Origin of the sequence: Flavobacterium sp. PL11, assembly GCF_035985025.1 — a bacterium.
In the GTDB taxonomy this organism is placed as follows: domain Bacteria; phylum Bacteroidota; class Bacteroidia; order Flavobacteriales; family Flavobacteriaceae; genus Flavobacterium.
This window is the reverse complement of sequence record NZ_JAXCIA010000005.1, coordinates 49,285-70,044: the sequence shown is the minus strand read 5'-3', so window position 1 is coordinate 70,044 and position 20,760 is coordinate 49,285. Positions and strand designations below refer to the sequence as shown.

General features: G+C 32.8%; 13 protein-coding genes. 9 read left to right on the top strand and 4 right to left on the bottom strand.

Features of this window, described 5'->3' with window-relative positions; all coding sequences use genetic code 11:
- The first annotated feature begins 111 nt into the window (after positions 1–111).
- Together RCH18_RS04125 and obgE are read left to right on the top strand one after the other, a co-directional pair.
- On the top strand, positions 112–1,332 hold the full coding sequence (locus RCH18_RS04125) for a hemolysin family protein (protein ID WP_442788143.1): 1,221 nt from the start codon (positions 112–114) through the stop codon (positions 1,330–1,332).
- An 83-nt stretch (positions 1,333–1,415) separates the two neighbouring features.
- The gene (obgE, locus tag RCH18_RS04120; RefSeq protein ID WP_326935484.1) at positions 1,416–2,417 is read left to right on the top strand and encodes a GTPase ObgE; all 1,002 of its coding nucleotides are present in this window, start codon (positions 1,416–1,418) and stop codon (positions 2,415–2,417) included.
- A gap of 61 nt (positions 2,418–2,478) precedes the next feature.
- Here the strand turns inward: obgE and RCH18_RS04115 are convergent, their stop codons facing one another.
- On the bottom strand, positions 2,479–9,063 hold the full coding sequence (locus tag RCH18_RS04115; protein ID WP_326935483.1) for an MG2 domain-containing protein: 6,585 nt from the start codon (positions 9,061–9,063) through the stop codon (positions 2,479–2,481).
- A 256-nt stretch (positions 9,064–9,319) separates the two neighbouring features.
- Here RCH18_RS04115 and RCH18_RS04110 point away from each other — a divergent pair, with 256 nt between their 5' ends.
- From RCH18_RS04110 to RCH18_RS04085, 6 genes are all read left to right on the top strand, one after another.
- A complete protein-coding gene (locus RCH18_RS04110; RefSeq protein ID WP_326935482.1) occupies positions 9,320–11,464 on the top strand; it encodes a S46 family peptidase in 2,145 nt (714 codons plus the stop codon).
- Positions 11,465–11,586: 122 nt separating this feature from the next.
- On the top strand, positions 11,587–12,264 hold the full coding sequence (locus RCH18_RS04105) for a tetratricopeptide repeat protein (RefSeq protein ID WP_326935481.1): 678 nt from the start codon (positions 11,587–11,589) through the stop codon (positions 12,262–12,264).
- A 110-nt stretch (positions 12,265–12,374) separates the two neighbouring features.
- Positions 12,375–13,739 (top strand): UDP-N-acetylmuramate--L-alanine ligase, encoded by a 1,365-nt coding sequence (locus tag RCH18_RS04100; RefSeq protein ID WP_326935566.1) that lies wholly within the window; start codon positions 12,375–12,377, stop codon positions 13,737–13,739.
- Positions 13,740–13,773: 34 nt separating this feature from the next.
- Positions 13,774–14,469, top strand: a complete 696-nt coding sequence (radC, locus tag RCH18_RS04095) for a RadC family protein (protein ID WP_326935480.1) — start codon at positions 13,774–13,776, stop codon at positions 14,467–14,469.
- Positions 14,470–14,478: 9 nt separating this feature from the next.
- On the top strand, positions 14,479–15,168 hold the full coding sequence (locus RCH18_RS04090) for a YjjG family noncanonical pyrimidine nucleotidase (RefSeq protein WP_326935479.1): 690 nt from the start codon (positions 14,479–14,481) through the stop codon (positions 15,166–15,168).
- Between the two features lie 3 nt (positions 15,169–15,171).
- The gene (locus RCH18_RS04085) at positions 15,172–15,909 is read left to right on the top strand and encodes a hypothetical protein (protein WP_326935478.1); all 738 of its coding nucleotides are present in this window, start codon (positions 15,172–15,174) and stop codon (positions 15,907–15,909) included.
- Positions 15,910–15,952: 43 nt separating this feature from the next.
- Here the strand turns inward: RCH18_RS04085 and RCH18_RS04080 are convergent, their stop codons facing one another.
- Complete coding sequence (locus RCH18_RS04080; protein ID WP_326935477.1) at positions 15,953–17,230, bottom strand: replication-associated recombination protein A; 1,278 nt, start codon at positions 17,228–17,230, stop codon at positions 15,953–15,955.
- A gap of 424 nt (positions 17,231–17,654) precedes the next feature.
- Here RCH18_RS04080 and RCH18_RS04075 point away from each other — a divergent pair, with 424 nt between their 5' ends.
- Entirely contained in the window at positions 17,655–18,431 is a 777-nt protein-coding gene (locus RCH18_RS04075; protein WP_326935565.1) for a rhomboid family intramembrane serine protease, read from the top strand.
- 56 nt (positions 18,432–18,487) lie between these two features.
- On the opposite strand, the gene rlmB is transcribed toward RCH18_RS04075, so the two are convergent.
- Together rlmB and RCH18_RS04065 are read right to left on the bottom strand one after the other, a co-directional pair.
- The gene (gene rlmB / locus RCH18_RS04070) at positions 18,488–19,222 is read right to left on the bottom strand and encodes a 23S rRNA (guanosine(2251)-2'-O)-methyltransferase RlmB (protein WP_326935476.1); all 735 of its coding nucleotides are present in this window, start codon (positions 19,220–19,222) and stop codon (positions 18,488–18,490) included.
- Positions 19,223–19,289: 67 nt separating this feature from the next.
- Entirely contained in the window at positions 19,290–20,759 is a 1,470-nt protein-coding gene (locus RCH18_RS04065) for a SusD/RagB family nutrient-binding outer membrane lipoprotein (protein ID WP_326935475.1), read from the bottom strand.
- Between the last annotated feature and the right edge of the window lies 1 nt (position 20,760).

Sequence of the window (20,760 nt, the reverse complement as noted above, 5' to 3'; positions counted from 1 at the left end):
TATTCGATTTTAAAAAATGAAAAATCGAACTAGAATACCTAAACGAATCAAAATAATAACTTGGAAATAGTAATAATATTTTTTCTGATACTGCTCAATGGGGTTTTCTCCATGTCCGAAATTGCCTTAATTTCAGCACGAAAAAATAGATTAGAAACAGCAGCAAAAAAAGGAAATAAGAGTGCAAAAATAGCGTTGGATTTGGCAAATTCGCCAAATAAATTTTTGTCAACTGTCCAAATAGGAATCACGTTAATAGGGATTCTTACCGGTATTTATAGTGGAGATAAGATAACCACTGATGTACAAACATTTATTCAAGGTTTCGAGATACTGAAACCATACGCGCCTGCTATTGCAGTAGGATTAGTCGTTGTTGTTTTGACTTTTTTCTCACTAGTGCTTGGTGAACTATTACCTAAGAGAATTGGATTAAATCATCCCGAGGCAATTGCTAAAGCCGTTGCAATGCCTATGAAAATAGTTTCCATAGTAACAGCACCTTTTATATGGTTGCTAACGCAATCGACTGAGTTTTTATTAGATGTTTTACGAATAAAACCTACTGCGGACGGACGCGTAACGGAGGAAGAGATTAAAGCCATTATTAAGGAAGGAACAGAAGGTGGCGAAGTGCAAGAAATAGAGCAAGATATCGTTGAGCGCGTTTTTCATATTGGTGATCGAAAAATAAACTCATTAATGACACACAGAAAGTCAGTAATGTTTTTACCACTTTATGCTAATAAAGAAGAAGTTAAAAAGTTTATGCTAGAAGAACTTCATTCTATATATCCTGTTTACAATGGCAATTATGATGAAATTGTGGGAGTTGTAAACTTAAAAAATATTTTTGCTCATATAGACAATGAAAATTTTAATTTAAGCGATATAATGACCGAAGCTCCTTTTATGATGGAGCAAACAACGGCTTATGTGGCACTTGAAAATTTTAAGAAATCAGGAATTCATTATGCTTTTGTATCGGATGAATACGGAGTTTTTCAAGGAGTAATCACTTTAAATGATATTCTAGAAGCTTTAGTTGGAGATGCTTCTGATTTTTATAAAGATGATTTTCAGTTGGTAGAACGTGAAGATGGAACATGGTTAGTAGATGGCCATTATTCATTACATGATTTCTTGACATATTTTGAATTAGACGAACTCATAAATGATTATGAAGTGACCACAGTAAGTGGTTTAATAATGACTGAACTCTCACGTATTCCAAAACAAGGAGAAAAGTTAGTGTGGCAAAGATTTGAGTTAGAAGTAATCGATATGGATGGTGTAAAGATTGATAAAGTATTGGTTAAAGCAATACACTAATAGTGTAAGGTATTTGGTGTTTGAAGTTTCGAGAAGTTTATTGAAACGAACTAAACCAAGTCCTAAGCACGAAAATAAGAATTATGACAGAAGGAAATTTTGTAGATTACGTTAAAATATATGTTTCATCCGGAAAAGGAGGAAAGGGCTCTACGCATTTGCATAGAGAAAAGTTTATTGAAAAAGGTGGACCTGATGGAGGAGACGGTGGTCGTGGTGGTCACGTTTATTTAGTTGGAAATAAGGGTCTGTGGACGTTGTTTCATCTAAAATTTGCAAGACATATTAAAGCGGGTAATGGTGGTGATGGTAGTGGTGATAGAAGCACAGGTGCTGATGGCGATGATAAGTACATAGAAGTTCCATTAGGAACGGTTGTTAAGGATAAGGAAACAGGCGAAATTCTTTTCGAAATTACCGAAGAAGGAGAGAAACAAATTCTTTCACGAGGCGGTAAAGGTGGTTTAGGAAACTGGCATTTTAGGAGTTCTACAAATCAAACTCCAAGATACTCGCAGCCCGGTTTACCAGGAGCAGAAATGGATGTGATTTTAGAATTAAAAGTCCTTGCTGACGTAGGTTTAGTTGGTTTTCCTAATGCTGGAAAATCTACCTTGTTATCAGTGTTAACTTCTGCTAAGCCTAAAATTGCTGATTATCCGTTTACCACGTTAAAACCCAATCTTGGCATTGTAGCGTACAGAGATTTTCAATCTTTTGTAATTGCTGATATTCCTGGAATTATAGAAGGAGCTGCTGAAGGCAAAGGATTAGGTCATTATTTCCTACGTCACATTGAGCGCAATTCTACTTTACTATTTTTAGTTCCTGTTGATACATCCGATATAAAAGCTGAATATGATATTTTAGTAAATGAGTTGACAAAATATAATCCTGAAATGCTTGATAAGGAACGTATGGTGGTCATATCTAAATGTGATATGCTTGATGATGAATTGAAAGCAGAACTCAAAGCCGAATTAGATGTGTCATTTAAGGGTGTTCCTTACATGTTTATATCCTCTGTTGCCCAACAAGGATTAACAGAATTGAAGGATAAGTTGTGGAAAATGTTGAATGAGTAGAGATTTTATATTTTAAAAGTAAACCGTTTCGAGAATTTGAAACGGTTTTTTTATACCTTCTTTAGTGCTTTACACTTATCTTTATTCCCTTAGTGTGACTTGCAAATTCAGGAGCGTACAAGCTTTGTATTGTGGTAATTCCATTAGAAAAATTTCCGCTGTTATTTACCTGAATATCATATTCTAAAACATAAGTGCCTTTATTGATTTTATCAAAAAAGAAATGAGTCGCTGCGTCTTTAGTACTTTTATAAAACCCTAAATTATCTGTGTATTGGTAAGCTGATAATACATCGATAGGCTCAAAGCATGACGCTCTCATGTCTTTTAAATGGACAAATTCCATATCTTCTTTTGTATTAATAATTAGCCGCACCGTTACGAGATCGCCAATAGTTAATGCATTGTTAGTTGTTATTTTTTGTAAAACGGTTCCTTTATCGGTAAATTTCTTTAAATACAATTCTTTAGAAACAGATAAGCTGGTGTCTGAATTGCTTTTTATTTTATCTAAATCATCAAAATATTGCCAATAAACACCACCATAGCCGGGAACTTTAGATCTGTTGTCAATTGTAATAGCTGCCATTTCTGTATTGATTTCTTTGGCTTTCCAGTTCATTTTTACATAACCTGTTTCTGCTTCTTTTTCATTTGCAGTTAGTTTCTTAGTTAGAATTTTATTATCTCCTATTTTGATTATTGTATTGTCTTTGATACTTAACCAATCTGAACCCTCCATCAAGAGAGCGTAGACAGCTTCAGTTGTAGATTTTGTAGTTGGCCAGTTTTTAGCTTGCTTGTTTTTTAACAACCATACTTTCATAGCATCTACTGATTGACTATCATTTCCTACTTCCGTAAAAGCTTCAATTAATAAAGCTTGAGTTTCTATTGGTGCTTGATACCAATACCACCCTGATTTATTTGCGATCCAATACATTCCCCAATCATCATTATTAGATGAGGTTTCTCTTAAACTTTCAATTATTTTTTTGGCGAAAGCTTGTTCTCCAAAACGATTTAGCACTACTGTTGCCAGTGCTTTTTCATATAGTGTAAAACTCAGCCAGTTTTCTTTGATATTTTCAATATATTCTTTTGTTGCTTTTTTTACACTATCGCTAATTGAATGACTTTCTAAATAAAAACTACGGGTATAGAGATAATGCAATTGCGAATAAGGCTGTATGCAAATAATTTTCTCATTGTTTTTTAAATTTCGAATGCTTTCCTGATAGTTTTCTAAAAACTTTCGATCTATAAAAGGAATTCCGTTTTTAGAAATTTCATTTATCCTAGTTTTAGTACTATTATCAGAATTCAGTTGCATTAAATGTCCTAAACCAGCTAAAATATGCCTTGTGATGTACTCGTTTTCTACAGTGCCACCATACCAAGGAAAGCCACCAGATTTTTGTTGTTTCTGTTTTAATTTATCAAAAGATGCTTCTTGCTCGCTTTTCATTTTTTCTAAATCAAAAAGTAAAGCTAGTTTGCTTTTTTTATCGGCTTCACTTTGCGCATCATTCACCCAAGGAGTTTCAGCAAGGAGTATCGATTTTAATTCTTCGTTAGTTTGTAATTTTGAATTTAACTTTCCATTTTTCCTCCAACTTTCAAATAATGAGGCAATTTTTGGATTGCTATTTATAATTTTGCTAGCTAAGGAATTAGCATAAAAGCGCGCAAAAGTTTGTTCAGCTCCTTCGAGTTCACCTTCAATTAAATAAGGTAATGATTGCAAGGCAAGCCAAGCGGGATTTGAAGTGTATTCTAAAGTAAATTGATGATTTCGTAAGCTTATAGAAACATTGTTTTTTAGATTTTCAAAAATATATTCTTTCTTTGAATTTCCTCTAACCCATAAAGGAATACTTTCTGTCACGAGTATTGTGCTTGTCAAAACAGGAATTATGTTTTCCTCTCCGTCCGTATAGTTGTCGGATTTAGCCAAAACCTTGTATTGTACTCCTTGCATCCCCTCAGGAATATATATATTCCAGCTTACAGTTGTGTTTCCAAATGCTGGGATTGAATAATTCTTAACACTTGAATTGTTTAACATTTTTATGTCAGCGGATTCTACTGTTGTCGCGTCAAATAGTTGTAAAGCTGCAATTCCTATTTTGGTTTCACTAGTCATATTGACAATTTTAGCAATGATTTGAATGCTATCCTTTTCTCTTAGAAAACGAGGAAAATTAGGAATGATCATTAGATCCTTCTGTGTAAATACCACTTTTTCTAACCCACCAGTAACTGCCTTTTTATTATGCGCTAGTAGTCGAAGTTTCCAAGAGGTTAAAGCTTCTGGAGAAGTAAAACTAAAACTTATTTTTCCTGATTTATCCGTTTTTAAATGTGGGTAAAAGAATGCAGTTTCGGATAAATTAGCGCGACTTTTAATCTCAGATAAGGCTTGTAATGATTTGTTAGTGGTGATTAATACCACTGCATTCTCTCCTTTTTTTCCATAAATAGCCGTAGCTTTTTCTTTAGTTAAAACTTCTATTGAGAGAATATTTAAATAGTCAACTAATATCGCTTGGTTTCTTGATGCGGTAATACCATCAATTATAAAAATAGCATTTGTAATGTCTTTATTTATTGCAGCATATTTTATCATATTTCCTACAATTGTTCCTTCCATTACTATCTCAACGCCAGCGGTATTGTAAATTTGATTATCCTCCTCAACAATAACAGAATTTGCAGCATCTCTTAAATTTATTGCACTTGATTTTCTATCAAAAGCAGGCTCCTCAGCAGCTACCGCCTCAGGATCTCCTTTTATGGACTGAGCACTCATTTTTTTATCCATTACTTGAACCGAGCCTGCCATAAAAGTTTTTTTATCGGAACCAAATGCGACCACAACAACTTCATTTATAGTGCCCGATTCTGTTTTCAGCTTAACATTAATTTGTTTGTTTTTATCAAGATTAAGGGTTTGCGTTTGATATCCTATATATGAAAAAACTAAAACGTCAGATTTTGACGCTTTTATTTCATAATAACCTTCATAATCACTTACGGCAGTTGTGCTAGTTCCTTTAATAGTAATGTAAACGCCTTCTAAAGGAGATCCGCTTTCGTCACTTACAATACCAGATAGTAATTCTGAATTGTGTCCTTTCTTATTTATTTTAGAAAGGTATTTATCATACTTCGCTAGTGTTGCATGGTCATTTGGATTAGAAAAATTAAAACCAAACCACATTAATTTTGTTGCAGTATCACTCAAAAATGGTCCATAAAGAGACGTGTTCATGTTTCGTAACGAAACACTCGCTTTGTTAAAAAGTAATGACTTACGATATGGAATTGTATTATAAACAGCGTGATCCAGGTTTAACGAACTCCATTGTCCTACAGCAAACTGGTCTAAAGAGCTATCGTACATTGAAGCTAGTATTTCTGATTCTAGATCAGTATTGAGTGCATTTAATTTAAAAGACCAATTTTCAGTACTTCCGGGTTGAATTTTGTTTCTAAAACTTTCAGTTGTAAAATTCAAACTTTGTTCTTCTGCTTTTAAAAACACCTCTAGTTCTCTAGTGAAAGATTGATTATCAAAAATAGATTCCAATCCAATTTTTATAGAATTGATAAAATGCTTTTGCAACTGAATTTTAAGTACAAGTTCACTATTGTCTATTGTCTTGTTTTCATCGTAAAAAAGTTGATTAGCATGGGAAGCCATTATTCTAAAATAAACATCTGGAATAATTGATTTTATTTTCAGCTGTACAAAACCATCTTTTCTTGGATTTTCATTTAATTGTTCTATCGTTAGCAAATTATTAAAATTAAATTTTTCTGACTGCTGATTGACTTTTACAACAACTTGTTTTTCAGGAATAGTACTACCTAGATCTTTAGCCGACAACACAACTTTGTAATATCCTGATTTATAATTTTCTATAAAGTCGAGAGGAAGTATTCGATCTTTAGCCGTGTTTATTTTTTTTGAATAAACTAATGTTCCAATTTCATTTTCATCTACTGGTTTTTCATTATTTTCTAAAGGAAATAAACGTGCAAAATTTGTTCTGGAAATCCCTTCTATTTCAGGTATAGGCCAAGTTCTGGGTTTAATTTTGTTTGGAAAACCTTTTAAAAAATACATTTTCAGTTCGCCATCAACAGTTACCACTTGGTCATTGAGGTTCTTGGCACCTAGTTCAAGTACATTTTTATCTTCTGCATTGATTTCTGATGGAACTTTTATACTCATAGCTATTGCATGATAACCTACATTAATAGTTTGAGTTGCAGTATGAGTTTCTCCATTGCTATCCGTTACATCAGCAGTAATACGGTAACTAAATATTGGAAAGTCATCTTTTGAAGTACGTAAATCAGCTTTGGCTATAAAATCGATATTGAATTTACCGTAATCATCAGTTTTTGTCTCTCCATTACTAATGAGTCCGTCCTGACCACCTCTAGAAGCATACCTATTTTTATAAGTAGTATAAGTTGCGTAAGTGATTCTGTATTTGACTTTAGAATTTGCTATAGTAGCGCCTGAAAATGATTTTGCCATTCCCTCTGCTCGAATATTTTGATCGATTGTATAGCTTTCTTTTATGGGTTGAAAAACAACTTCAAATTTTGGACGTTTATATTCCTCAACCTTAAAATAAGTTTCTGAATAATAAAATTGCACGGTATCCCAAAAAGAAGATCCATCATTTGAAACCTTATCGGATTTTAGAGCTTGTATTTTAAAAGTACCCATTAAGCCCTTTTTTGGGAGTTGAAATTCACCAGAAAAAGAGCCAAAAGAATTGCTCGTTGCTTCAAAACTTCGTATTTCTTTATTGTTGTTGTCTTTAAGAACAATTTTAACTAACACATTAGGTACAACAGAATTTTCATTTTCTATTTTTTGAAAAATAATTCCTTTATAAAAAACAGTTTGTCCTGGTCTATAAATCGCTCGATCGAGATAAAACTCGACCTTAGCTTTATTTTTTACTTCAATTGAAGTTGTATTATTGTAATAATTATTTATACTTGCAACTACTAGAGTATCGCTGCCTTTTGTCATCGATATATCAAAGTAGCTTTTGATCTCAGGGTCTAAATCAGAAAAAGCCATGCCGTTTTTGTCGCTTTTCAATTTAGAATTCAAAAATTTTATGTTAGCATTTTCAATAGGTTTTCCTGTTTTTCGATCTAAGACTTGATAAGTAGTAATACCATTTTTTAAGTCTTTTAATAAAGATAGATTTGTAACAGTAATGGTTTGATAAGCGAATGCTTTTGTATTATTTTTATCAGATTCACTCTCAAAATAAACTAAATAACTGCCTATCTCAAGTTGTGGTAAGAGAATTTCAGTAGAATAATTAAAGTAGTCATTCTTGTTTAGCAATGTACAAGAAAGAGTTTTTACTAAGGGTTTATTCTCGATTATAGTAGCAGCAATACTATCTCTTTTTCTATAAATTCTCCAATCATTTAATTTGGAAAGTATTTTTTGATCAATTTTGAAATAAGATATTGTAAGTGTATTTACATTTTTATACTTTACGTAAGCTCGTGTGTTTTCGTTATTATAAATTTTATCTAAAAGATTAATTTCTAATTGTTTTTGTTGTAATTTATGTTTGTTATGAATAGCTAAGTTGTAGGCATTAGATCTGCTTTTTGCGTCCAAAATAGTATCAAGCAATGCAATAGCTTTTTGATTATAATCGGGATGAATGTCTTTTGAAGCAAGTTCCATATATAACTTTGTCTTTTCAAGCTGAATATCTTGTAACAAAAATATATTGCTACTTTCATCGTCTATCTTCTGTAAAACATTCAAGAAATAGTTGGAGTCTTTGATCAAGTACTTGTGACAGAATTGCATACGGGCGAATCTATTTTCTAAGGAACTATTGTTTCTTTCTTTTTTTTGATAGAGCGTAAGTAGTTTTTTTAGATTTTCATCTTTTATAAAATCAAAATTAAAGGATTGAAAAACAGTTGCTTTGCCGTATAAAGTGTCTCGTGCTGCAGTAAAAGCTGTATTGTATATGTTAGAATAATACAGATTTTTAGTAAAATAAGCTATGTTTTCATTAACTAAATATTCATATAAATTTTCCTCTTTTACATTTTTTAAAGAATTAGTTTCAAATAAAGAATTATAGGATTTCAAAGATGTCTTTTTCAAAATTGCTTCATTGGCAATACTATTTTCAAAGGCAAGCTCAATTTGTTTTTTTAGATTGTCATTTGACCATAATAGAAAATTAGTTTCAAGACTGTCAGTGGAAGTTCTGGCATTTCGGCTGTATCGGTTTTGAAAATAATAATCGTTCAAACATTTCCCGTAAACAAAATTAAGTATCGCTTTTGAAGCTTCAGAAACGCTACTAATTTGACTTCTGAGATTGCTCAAAATTTTAGTTTGTGCATTCTCTTCTAATGTTTGAATGTATTTTGATTTATAAAAAAAGCATCTAATAATTTCAGTTTCATTACGTTTAGCAACGGCATCATTATAGATTTTATCCACTAATTCACTCGCAGATTTAATTTTACCTTCTTTTTCTAATTCAATTACGGCATCCCATTTTTTATCGAATTTTTGAGCAAACAATGGTAAAGATGCAAGCAGTAAGAGTAATACTATTTTTTTCATGAACTATGGATAATTAAAGTGAATGTAAGATATTTTTTTAAGCAATAGATAAAACTGACATTTCAAATTAATCAAAAATTAAATTTTCCTTATTCTATAAAGATAACAAAGAGTTAAAACTACTGCTTTTAGTTTCATATTTATCGAATTCCTAAATTTGAGTTAAAAAACAAAGTATAGTTGCTGTTTTTGAATCAAATAAAAGACACGATTGCGAAAATGATTTATATTCGCACAACTAAAAAATAATTTCATTATGAAAAAAATAATTTTATTCTTAACCATGTGCTTAATGGCTTTTCCAGCAAAGGCAGATGAAGGAATGTGGTTCTTGATGTTTATTGAAAGATTAAACCATAGAGATATGGAAAAAATGGGTCTGCAACTTACAGCCGAAGAAATTTATAGCATTAACAATCATAGTTTAAAAGATGCTGTTGTTCAGTTCAATGGAGGTTGTACTGCTGAAATGGTTTCTAAGGAAGGTTTGCTACTCACTAATCATCACTGTGGTTACGATGCAATTGCTGAACTTTCTTCAGAAGAGCAAAATTATCTTAAAAATGGTTTTTGGGCAAAAGATAAAGCTGCTGAGATGAAACCAAAATCATTGTTCGTTCGTTTCTTCGTTCGTATGGATGATGTTTCTAAAAGAATTTTGTCAAAAGTAAATGATAAAATGACCGAAACAGAACGTAATAAAGCGATTCAGCAAGAGATGTCGTTGATCGAAAAAGAAAATAGCGAAGGTGGGAAATATACCGTTTCTGTTCGTCCTTTCTTTCAAGGTAATGAATATTACTATTTTGTTTATCAAGACTACAGAGATGTACGTTTAGTGGGTACACCTCCAGAGAGTTTGGGAAAATTTGGTGGTGATACTGACAACTGGGAATGGCCAAGACACACAGCTGATTTTTCTATGTTTAGAGTTTATGCTGACGCTAATGGAAATCCAGCAGAATATGCTACAAGCAATGTGCCTTTAAAACCAAAACATTATTTACCAATAAGTTTAAAAGGCGTTGAAGAAAATGATTTTGCAATGATTTTAGGTTATCCAGGGCGTACCAATCGCTGGATGCCTGCAGGTGGAATTGAGCAAAATGTTCAGTATGCTTATCCTGCTTGGGTTGAAGGTGCAAAAACGGGCATGGATGTCATGAAAAAGTACATGGACAAGGACGAAAAAGTAAAGTTAGAGTATGCTTCTAAGTATGCCTCAACAGCTAATTACTGGAAAAACCGTCAAGGAATGATTGATGCGTTGACTAAAGCGGGAACTGCGAAAACTAAGGCAAAAGAAGAAGCTAAATTTAATGTGTGGGCCAATAAAAAAGAAAATAAAGCTAAATATGGTTCTGTAATTGCCACGATAAACGATTATTACGCGCAAACAAATCTAAAAATGCGTCATGATAATTATTTATCTCAATTAATGCGAACAGCTTCTTACGGAGCCGCTCCTGCTAATTTAGGAAATGCGCTAATTTCGTATTATAAAGAAAATGAGGCAAAAAGACAGGAAATACTTCCTAGATTGAATCAATTAATTGATAATGTTTATGGCAAATTCTCTGCGCCTTTAGAAAAGGACGTTTTTGCAGCTCAATTAAATTTATATACTTCCAAAGGGAATGGGTATGGATTACCTGAAAATGTCGCTAAAATAAAAGAGGAGAACAAAGGAGATTTTACTTCTTATGTAAATATGGCTGTTGCCAAAAGTATTTTTGCAACTAAAAAAAGTGTTTTGGCATTTATGAAAGATCCAAAACCGGAAAGTATTACTAGCGATCCTTTGTATGTTGTTTCAAGTGAACTGCTGACAAAAATGAGAGCTAGAACTCCAGAACAAACTAAGGCAGATGATGATTATGCGATAGCATTTAGAAATCTTGTTGCAGGATTACGTGAATCTAAAATGAATTCTATTCAATATCCTGATGCTAACTCTACCCTGCGATTGACGTATGGAAAAGTACGTGCTTTGCCAGCCGATAAACGAAATGATGCCGCTGTAAATAATTATACTACAATGACAGGTATGGTCAAAAAGTATAAAGCAGGAGATGCTGAATTTGATCTACCAGCTCGAATCTTGGAGCTGAGTAAAGCAAAAGATTTTGGAGAGTATGCTGATAAAGATGGCTACATGCCCATAAATTTCTTGACTGATAATGATATTACAGGAGGAAACTCAGGTTCGCCAGTACTTAATGGTAAAGGAGAACTTACTGGAATAGCATTTGACGGAAACATTGAAGCTATGGCTGGAGATGTAATTTTTGATAAAAAATTACAAAGAACTATTAACGTAGACATTCGATACGTACTGTGGATCATCGATAAATATGCTGGTGCTAAACACATTATTGACGAAATGACAATTGTGAGATAAACTGCCGTCATAACATCTAAAAGCCTCTTACCTTGAAATTAAAGCAAGATAAGAGGCTTTTTTTAGTTAAACCTTTTAAAACGAAGTTAGATTTCAATAGTAAATTTCGTTATTTTTGAGGAATGAAAAATATATTTTATTTACTAATTTTTTTGCCAATGGTGATCTGGTCGCAATCTAATTTTGAAAAAGCAGAAAATTTATTCAAGACAGAAAAATTGGATCAAGCACAAGCTGCTTTTGAAGCAATTTTAAAAGCTAATCCTTCGGATATAAAAACAATAGAATATCTCGGTGATATTGCAGGACAAAAAAAATCGTGGGATCAAGCAATAGAATATTATAAAAAACTTAAGGAAAGTAAACCTAATGAAGCTAATTATTATTATAAATATGGAGGTGTATTAGGAATGAAAGCCAAAGAAGCTAATAAGTTTAAAGCTCTAGGAATGATAGATGAAGTAAAAACTTCCTTTTTAAAAGCTGTAACTCTTAATCCAAAACATATAGAGGCGCGATGGGCATTGATAGAATTGTATATTCAGCTTCCTGGAATAGTAGGAGGTAGCGAATCTAAAGCCATAAAATATTCAAATGAGCTTGCACAATTGTCAGCTGTAGACGGTTTTTTATCAAGAGGACACATTGAAGAATATTTCAAGAGATATGAATCTGCTGAAAAGCAATATTTAAAAGCATTCGAGATTACAAAATCAAAAGTGGCATATCAGAAATTATACAACTTGTATGTGTATAAAATGAAAAATCTGGAAAAAGCAAAGCAATTAAAATCTTTATAAATTTTCAGTATGATCTTTTAGTCACTATAAAACATTAAATCAATACAATCATAAAGTAAAGTATGAATTCTAATATTAATAAGAATGTAGTTAAATCTTCTTCGGAGGTTATGGAGCTTAGGCTTCATTTTATAGCAATAGGCGGGAGCGCTATGCACAATCTCGCTTTAGCATTACACAATAAAGGTTATCAAGTTACCGGCAGTGACGATGCTATTTTTGAACCATCAAAATCAAGATTAAGTAAAAAAGGAATTTTACCAGAAGTATTGGGTTGGTTTCCTGAAAAAATAACTAACGACCTAGAAGCAGTTATAATAGGAATGCATGCTAAGGCTGATAATCCAGAATTATTAAAAGCACAGGAATTAGGACTAAAAATTTATTCTTATCCTGAATATTTATATGAACAGTCTAAAAATAAGACACGTGTTGTAATAGGAGGTTCTCACGGTAAAACTACTATTACATCAATGATTTTGCATGTGATGCACTATCATGATATTGCTGTAGATTATATGGTAGGTGCTCAACTCGAAGGATTTGAAACGATGGTTCACCTCACTGAAGAAAATGATTTCATCGTTTTAGAAGGAGATGAATATTTGTCTTCGCCTATCGATAGAAGACCAAAATTTCATTTATACCAACCTAATATTGCCTTGCTTTCTGGTATTGCTTGGGATCATATCAATGTATTTCCAACGTATGAAAATTATGTAGAGCAGTTTGAAATTTTCATTGGCAAAATCACAAATGGTGGAATTTTAGTTTACAATGAAGAGGATCCAGAGGTAAAGCGTGTTGCTGAAGCCGCAACAAATCCTATTCGAAAGATAGCGTATCAGACTCCGCAATATTCAGTGCAGGATGGAATTACATTACTTGCAACTCCGGAGGGCGATATGCCAATTGAAGTTTTTGGTGCACATAACTTAAATAATTTGGCTGGGGCCAAATGGATTTGTCAAAATATGGGTGTTGACGAAGCCGATTTTTATGAAGCAATTGCCAGTTTTAAAGGAGCATCAAAACGTTTAGAAAAAATAGCTGAAAGCAATAATAAAGTCGCTTATAAAGATTTTGCCCACTCGCCAAGTAAAGTAGCGGCGACGACGAAAGCGGTAAAAGAACAATATCCAAACCGCACTTTAATTGCCTGTTTAGAACTTCATACTTATAGTAGTCTTAATGCTGAATTTTTAAAAGAATATGAAGGTGCATTGCAATATGCAGATAAAGCAGTTGTGTTTTATTCGCCAGATGCCGTTAAAATAAAACAACTCGATGAGGTAAGCTATGACCAAATTGCTACTGCTTTTAATCGCAAAGACTTAATAATTTATACGAATCCAAAAGAATTTAAAGATTTTTTATTTGAACAAAATTTTGAGAATTCGGCTTTGTTGTTAATGAGTTCCGGTAATTATGGAGGTTTAAATTTTGATGAGGTAAAAGATTTAATTGTGAGTTAAAATTATGGTTATGAATTAATAAAAAATCGATGTTATGGCTGAAAATTCCTTTTTCCCTATTACCAATTGGTCTGAAGATGACAAACCACGAGAAAAACTAATGCTAAAAGGCAAAAGCGTTTTGAGTGATGCAGAACTGATTGCTATTTTAATAGGATCTGGAAGTAGAAATGAATCAGCCGTAGATTTGAGTAAACGAATTTTGGCCAGTGTAGATCACAATTTGAATGCATTAGGTAAAGTTTCGTTGTCGCAACTTATGCAGTTTAAAGGAATAGGGGAGGCCAAAGCAATTTCGATTATAGCAGCATTGGAGTTAGGAAGACGCCGAAGAACGGAAGATGTTGTCGAGTTAAAAAAAGTGACGTCGAGCAAAATTATTTTTGAGGTCATGCAACCCATTATTGGCGAGTTGCCGCATGAGGAGTTTTGGATTATCTATTTGAATAATTCAAATAAAGTAATTTCAAAGTCGCAGCTTAGTAAGGGTGGAATTACTGGAACTTTAGTAGATGTTAGACTTGTTTTTAAAACAGCACTTGAAGTAGGAGCTACAGGATTAATTTTATGTCACAATCATCCCTCGGGAACTTTAGTTCCAAGCGACGCCGACAAGCAGATTACTAGAAAATTAAAATTAGCAGGAGATAGTTTAGAAATAAAAGTGCTAGATCATCTTATAATTACTGAAACAAGTTATTATAGTTTTGTAGATGAAGGAATATTTTAAAATATAAAAATGAAACACACACATATAAAAGACGTTTTTTTTGATTTAGATCATACCTTGTGGGATTTTGACAAAAATTCAGGGTTAACATTTGAGCGCATTTTTAATGATAAATATCCTGAAATTCAAATTGTGGATTTTATAGAAAAATATGTTCCAATCAATCAAGCATGCTGGAAGCAGTTTCAATACGATCAAATAACTCATGAGGAATTGCGATATAATAGATTGAAACACTCTTTTGATGCAATTAGTTATGCTATTTCAGATGAGGAAATCGAGAAAATAGCAGTTGAATACATAACATTTCTGCCGCAAAATAATCACCTTTTTGACGGCACAATTGAATTATTAGAATATTTGAAACCTAATTATAATTTGCATATTATCACTAACGGATTTGCAGAAGTGCAGTTTAAAAAAATTAATAGTTCGAAAATAGGTTCCTATTTTCAAACTATTACCAATAGTGAAATGGCGGGTGTCAAAAAACCAAATCCGATCATATTTGATTTTGCTATAAATTTAGCTAAAGCCAAAAAAGCAAACAGTATAATGATTGGCGATAGCTTAGATGCTGATGTGCAAGGAGCACTTGATGCAGGATTAGAAGCTGTTTTTTTTAATGAAAGTAATATTGATGTTGAGCCTCATATTAAACAAATAAATTATTTATTAGAACTCAAAAAATACCTATAAATTATGAAAAAAATATTCTTATTGTTACTTGTGTTTTTAGTTGGTCATATTTATGCTCAATCAGTCAACGATTATAGTGCTGTAATTGTCCCAACAAAATATGAATTTTTAAAGTTAGAAAATCAGTATCGCTTAAATACATTAACAAAATTTGCTCTTGACAAAGCAGGATTTGTTGCTTTCTATACTAATGAGACTATTCCAGCTCAATATAATGATCGCTGTAGTTTGCTACGCGCTGATGTAATCAAGGAAAGTGGTTTTCTAGTTACTAAACTATATGTAGTTTTAAAAGACTGTAATGAAAAGGTTATATTTACATCTGCTGTTGGTAGAAGTAAGGCTAAAGATTTTGGTGTTGCGTATAGTGAAGCCTTAAATGATGCATTTCAATCTATTTATGATTTGGAATATAAATATAGTGGCGCTAGTTCAGTTGCAAAAGTGAGAGAGAAGCCTCAAGTAATGTCTGATACAGTAGTAGCAACTTCATTTCCAACAACAACGTCCGACATAAATGCAGCTGATTTACTTTACGCACAAGCCACTCCAACAGGATACCAATTGATCGACGCTACTCCAAAAGTAGTTATGAAATTAATGAAAACATCACAGCCTAATTCATTTATAGCGATTAAAGATACGCTTCAAGGCTCACTTATATTTAAAGAAAATCAGTGGTTTTTTGAGTATTATAATAATGATCAGCTAATTTCTGAGAAAGTGAATGTTAAGTTTTAGTACTTAAATTATTTTCCAAAAGCCAAAAGCCAATGGCAAAAATTTAATATCCATATTTATCTTTCCAGCGGTTTTTAAGAAATTCCCGGATGCTATTTTCTCTTGAATTATTTCCGGGAATATATATTGGTTTTTTAGATAGTCCATCAGGCAAAAATTCTTGCTCAGCAAAGTTGTTGCTATAATCATGAGAATATTTATATTCTTCACCATAACCCAACTCTTTCATTAATTTAGTGGGAGCATTACGCAAGTGAATAGGTACTGGTAAATCGCCTGTTTGTTTCACTAATTGTTGCGCTGTCCCTATTGCTAAATAAGAAGCATTACTTTTAGGTGAAGTGGCAAGGTAAACTGCACATTGACTCAAAATAATCCTACTCTCTGGATAACCTATTGTTGCTACAGCTTGAAAAGTATTGTTAGCCATAATAAATGCAGTAGGATTTGCATTACCAATATCCTCGCTACTAAGGATTAACATTCTTCGTGCAATAAATTTCACATCTTCACCGCCCTCAATCATTCTAGCCAGCCAGTAAACGGCGCCATTAGGATCACTTCCCCGAATAGATTTAATAAATGCAGATACTATATCATAATGTTGTTCGCCTGATTTATCATAAAGCACAGTATTTTGCTGTACTAATTCAAAAACGCGTTTATTAGTAATGATAATTTCATCATCATCCGAAGCGTTTATCACTAGTTCAAAAATATTTAATAGCTTGCGTCCGTCACCACCTGAAAGACGCAGTAGCGCCTCTGTTTCATTTAGTTTTATATTTTTAGTAACTAAGTAAGCATCAGTTTTCATTGCTCGCTCTAATAAAGACTCCAAATCATTTTTAGTAAAAGCATTCAATACATAAACCTGACAGCGGGAAAGTAAAGCGGGAATAACTTCAAAACTAGGGTTTTCAGTGGTAGCACCTATCAGCGTTATCCATCCTTTTTCGACGGCAGCTAATAAGGAATCCTGCTGTGACTTAGAAAAACGATGAATTTCATCAATAAACAAGATAGGATTTTTAGCTGTAAATAGACCGCCGCTTTGTTTTGCTTTTTCAATAACTTCTCTAATATCTTTCACACCAGAGTTAATAGCGCTTAAAATATAAAAGGGACGTTTAGATTCTTGTGCTATAATTTGTGCTAAGGTAGTTTTTCCAGTTCCAGGTGGTCCCCAAAAAATTAATGATGGAATAATTCCTTTCGCTATTTGTTGTGTCAAAGAGCCATTTGGACCAACCAAATGCGATTGACTTATGTAATCTTCTAACTTTTGTGGTCGTATACGTTCCGCAAGTGGTGCTTCCATGTTCTTTTAAAATCTGAAATCAAAAATCGTTAATCAAAAAGTAAGATTCTATAGTAAAAGGGCAAAATTACTGTTTTTTCAGGAGCTATTCCAGCTATCCGTTGCAATCTTGCATGCCGAACACCGGCAAGCAAGGATTTTCACTTTTATCTGGGCTATTGAACTATTTTTTAAAAGAAAAATTGAATAGGGTAGAATGAATTTTCTTTATTGCTTTTCGCTTTGAGACAATTCTAAGATATTTATAACAATCTTTGTCAAAGTTTGGAACTTTGACAAAGACGCTAACTATAATGAATTCCTTTTTAATGTGCTCTTTTATTTGAAGAAATTTAATTCTACGTACAAAGATGACAAAATAGCAATAATTTAGTTTTGGTTACATTTTTGAAATAGGAGAGTTTTGATTTACGATATTTACGCAATGGACAAAGATTTTAAATTTACTAACGCTGTAGTTATTTTACCACTTTCTTTTTTAGTATTATTGTGGTTTGTCTTTTGGTTAGAGGTACGCTTTGATTTTGATTTTATTCAAAACGGAATCTATCCTCGAACTTTTGCAGGATTGCAGGGCATAATTTTTAGTCCATTTATCCATGCTGATTTAGATCATCTCTACAATAATTCGGTTCCTATAATAGTGCTTTTAGCTGCTCTTCAGTTTTTTTATCCAAAGAAAGCCTTGCAGGTAATCCTATACGGAATTTTGGTTTCAGGTGCGATAACGTGGATTATAGGAAGAGAAAATTATCACATAGGAGCAAGTGGCTTAATTTATGTGCTGTTTAGTTTTATTTTTTTTAAAGGAATTCAAACTAAACATATTCGGCTTGTTGCCTTGTCTCTTGCCGTGATCATCGTATACGGTGGTTTAATTTGGTATATTTTTCCAACGCCTGATATTCGGGGCGAAAAATCTATTTCTTGGGAAGGTCATTTAGGAGGATTACTAGCAGGTTTCATTTTATCATTAGTATACCAAACTCCAGAATTTAAAAGAGTGCCTAAATACGAGTGGGAAAAACCAGATTACAATCCCGCCGATGATAAATTCATGCAACGTTTTGATGAAAACGGCAATTTTGTGAATTTACCTATAATTGAGGAGGAACCAATTTATTCTTATTATTCTTCTAATGTTTTAGTTGCTTATAAAATCACTCCTAACGAAAAAAGCGAATCAAAACCGCAGTCTTGATTCGCTTTAAATCTATTTATTTTTAATCCTTTCCCTTTAAAAAGGGTAGTATTAGATTATTGTCTTTGTCTTACCGCTTCATATAAAAAAGCGCCGCATGCAACAGAAACATTTAGTGATCCTATGGTTCCAAACATAGGTAGTTTAGCTTTTTCATCTACAATCTTTAAAACTGATGGGTTCACACCGCGGTCTTCTGAACCCATAATAATTGCTACAGGTTCATTTAGTGAAATATCGTAAATGTTTTTATCTGTTTTTTCAGTTGCTGCTACGGTTTTGATTCCGCTAGCTTGTAAAAGAAAAATAGCATCCTTAATGTGTTCCACCTTACAAATAGGAATATTAAATACTGCTCCAGCTGATGTTTTGACAGTATCTCCATTTACTGGTGCCGAACCCGCTTTTTGTACAATAATACCATTTACCCCAGTGCATTCAGCTGTTCTAATAATGGCGCCAAAATTACGAGCATCAGATATTTGATCTAAAATTAAAAATAATGGCTTCTTACCGTTTTCTATAACAGATTCTATTAAAGTTTCTAAATCAAAAAAGGATATAGGTGAAATGGTTGCAACTGCACCTTGATGGTTATTAGGCGTTAAGCGGTTTAGTTTTTCAACTGGAACATAGGAAAAATTGATATTCCCTCGTTTCATCACCTTCATTAAATCTTTCATTAGTTCGCTACTCGCTTCCTTTTGAATATAGACTTTATCTACTGTTGCGCCAGCTTGAATGGCTTCAATTATTGCTCTAATCCCAAAAATTTGATGTTCTTTTTCCATAGTGCAAATATATAAAAAAAACCATCAGCGAAAGCTGATGGTTTTAGTATTTACATTTTGTGAGAAATTAAAATTTATCCCAGAAAATACGCTTGATAACAGTGTTACCACCTAATTTAGATACTGCCGCATTCAAATTAGTTTCGTTTATTGTTTCTTCAGCTCCCGGATAAGTATATCTCTTAGGAACTTCTGTGATATTACCATAAGTAACAGGCGGTACATTCAATACAGGAAAATCTAAACGTCTATAGGAAGTCCAAGCTTCGAAACCTCTATTGTATAGAGCAATCCATGATTGTTCGCCTAATTTTCTTTGCCATGTACCTGTTGAAGTTGTATAATTTACATCTGTTCTTGCTAAATAAGTTGCAATGTCTGTACTTTCAACACCCCAGTCTTGCAATGAAGCTGTAACGGCTGCATTATAATGACTTTGAGCAGTACCACCCACAGCGATACCTCTTTCAACCGCTTCTGCTAATAAAAATTCTACTTCAGAATAAGTCAATAAAACTCCTGGATATGTAGGCTCTTTAATTGTAGGTGTCAAATGAGAAAAGTTATTATAAGTATTTAATTCACCGTATTTTCCACCTTTATAAATTCCAGAACCAGCAGGGAATTCAGTAAAATATTTAGATCTTCTGGGATCACTAAGCGCATTTAGCTTATTAACAAATGTATCAGCAGGTAAAAAATCATCTCTATTACTCGCTACTAAATCTACATATAAAGGATTAGTATTAGGTTGTACCGCTGCATATTTTAAATAAGCACTATCAGCACTACTCATAATAACACCATCAGCTACAGCTGACAATGCTTGAGCAGTAGCATAAATATGATCAACATCATCTATATTAATTGCCAATCTAAGACGAAGTGTATTGGCAAACTTTTTCCATTTTGATGCATTTCCTCCATAAACTAAATCAGCTCCACCAAAACTTCCAGCACTCACATCTAAAGCAGTTGAGGCATTTTTAAGTTTTAAGATAAGATCTTTGTAGATTGTTTGAGCATCGTCATATTTTGGCTGTGGAAATTTAATAATGTCTAAAGCTTCAGTATAAGGAACATCTCCAAATGTATCGACTAAAATACTATATGAATAAGCCGTCAAGATGTCAATGATAGCGATTTTATTATCGATAATTTTAGCTTGAGCAGGTGTTCCTGTAAAGGTTGCTTTTTGCGCAATTAAAATATCTTTTGCTTCTTTATAATCTCTTAGAACGTCTCTATAATATACTGTCCAGTGACGATCTGGAATAGTTCTACCAGTAAGATCGTATTGACTCTCTTGCGGATATTGTACCTCAGTCCATTGTTGAGCAAATAATCTAAATACATTAAAATTGACATTAGTGCTTGTCACTTGATCCATCATGGCATGCTCTGCACTTGTGAACAAGAAATTTGCTTCTGTGGTCGTAGGACGTTTTGTATCTGTGTTTAGTCCTGTAATATCATCACTACATGATGTTACAAATAAACTAAAAATAGGTATAAGTATTAAAAATTTATTTTTCATA

Bases quoted from the DNA above. Each gene is read 5' to 3' on its own strand.
- RCH18_RS04110 (WP_326935482.1), top strand. From the start codon at position 9,320: ATGAAAAAAATAATTTTATTCTTAACCATGTGCTTAATGGCTTTTCCA.
- RCH18_RS04125 (WP_442788143.1), top strand. From the start codon at position 112: ATGTCCGAAATTGCCTTAATTTCAGCACGAAAAAATAGATTAGAAACA.
- radC (WP_326935480.1), top strand. From the start codon at position 13,774: ATGGCTGAAAATTCCTTTTTCCCTATTACCAATTGGTCTGAAGATGAC.
- RCH18_RS04080 (WP_326935477.1), bottom strand. From the start codon at position 17,230: ATGGAAGCACCACTTGCGGAACGTATACGACCACAAAAGTTAGAAGAT.
- RCH18_RS04105 (WP_326935481.1), top strand. From the start codon at position 11,587: ATGAAAAATATATTTTATTTACTAATTTTTTTGCCAATGGTGATCTGG.
- obgE (WP_326935484.1), top strand. From the start codon at position 1,416: ATGACAGAAGGAAATTTTGTAGATTACGTTAAAATATATGTTTCATCC.
- RCH18_RS04100 (WP_326935566.1), top strand. From the start codon at position 12,375: ATGGAGCTTAGGCTTCATTTTATAGCAATAGGCGGGAGCGCTATGCAC.
- RCH18_RS04065 (WP_326935475.1), bottom strand. From the start codon at position 20,759: ATGAAAAATAAATTTTTAATACTTATACCTATTTTTAGTTTATTTGTA.
- RCH18_RS04085 (WP_326935478.1), top strand. From the start codon at position 15,172: ATGAAAAAAATATTCTTATTGTTACTTGTGTTTTTAGTTGGTCATATT.
- RCH18_RS04075 (WP_326935565.1), top strand. From the start codon at position 17,655: ATGGACAAAGATTTTAAATTTACTAACGCTGTAGTTATTTTACCACTT.
- RCH18_RS04090 (WP_326935479.1), top strand. From the start codon at position 14,479: ATGAAACACACACATATAAAAGACGTTTTTTTTGATTTAGATCATACC.
- rlmB (WP_326935476.1), bottom strand. From the start codon at position 19,222: ATGGAAAAAGAACATCAAATTTTTGGGATTAGAGCAATAATTGAAGCC.
- RCH18_RS04115 (WP_326935483.1), bottom strand. From the start codon at position 9,063: ATGAAAAAAATAGTATTACTCTTACTGCTTGCATCTTTACCATTGTTT.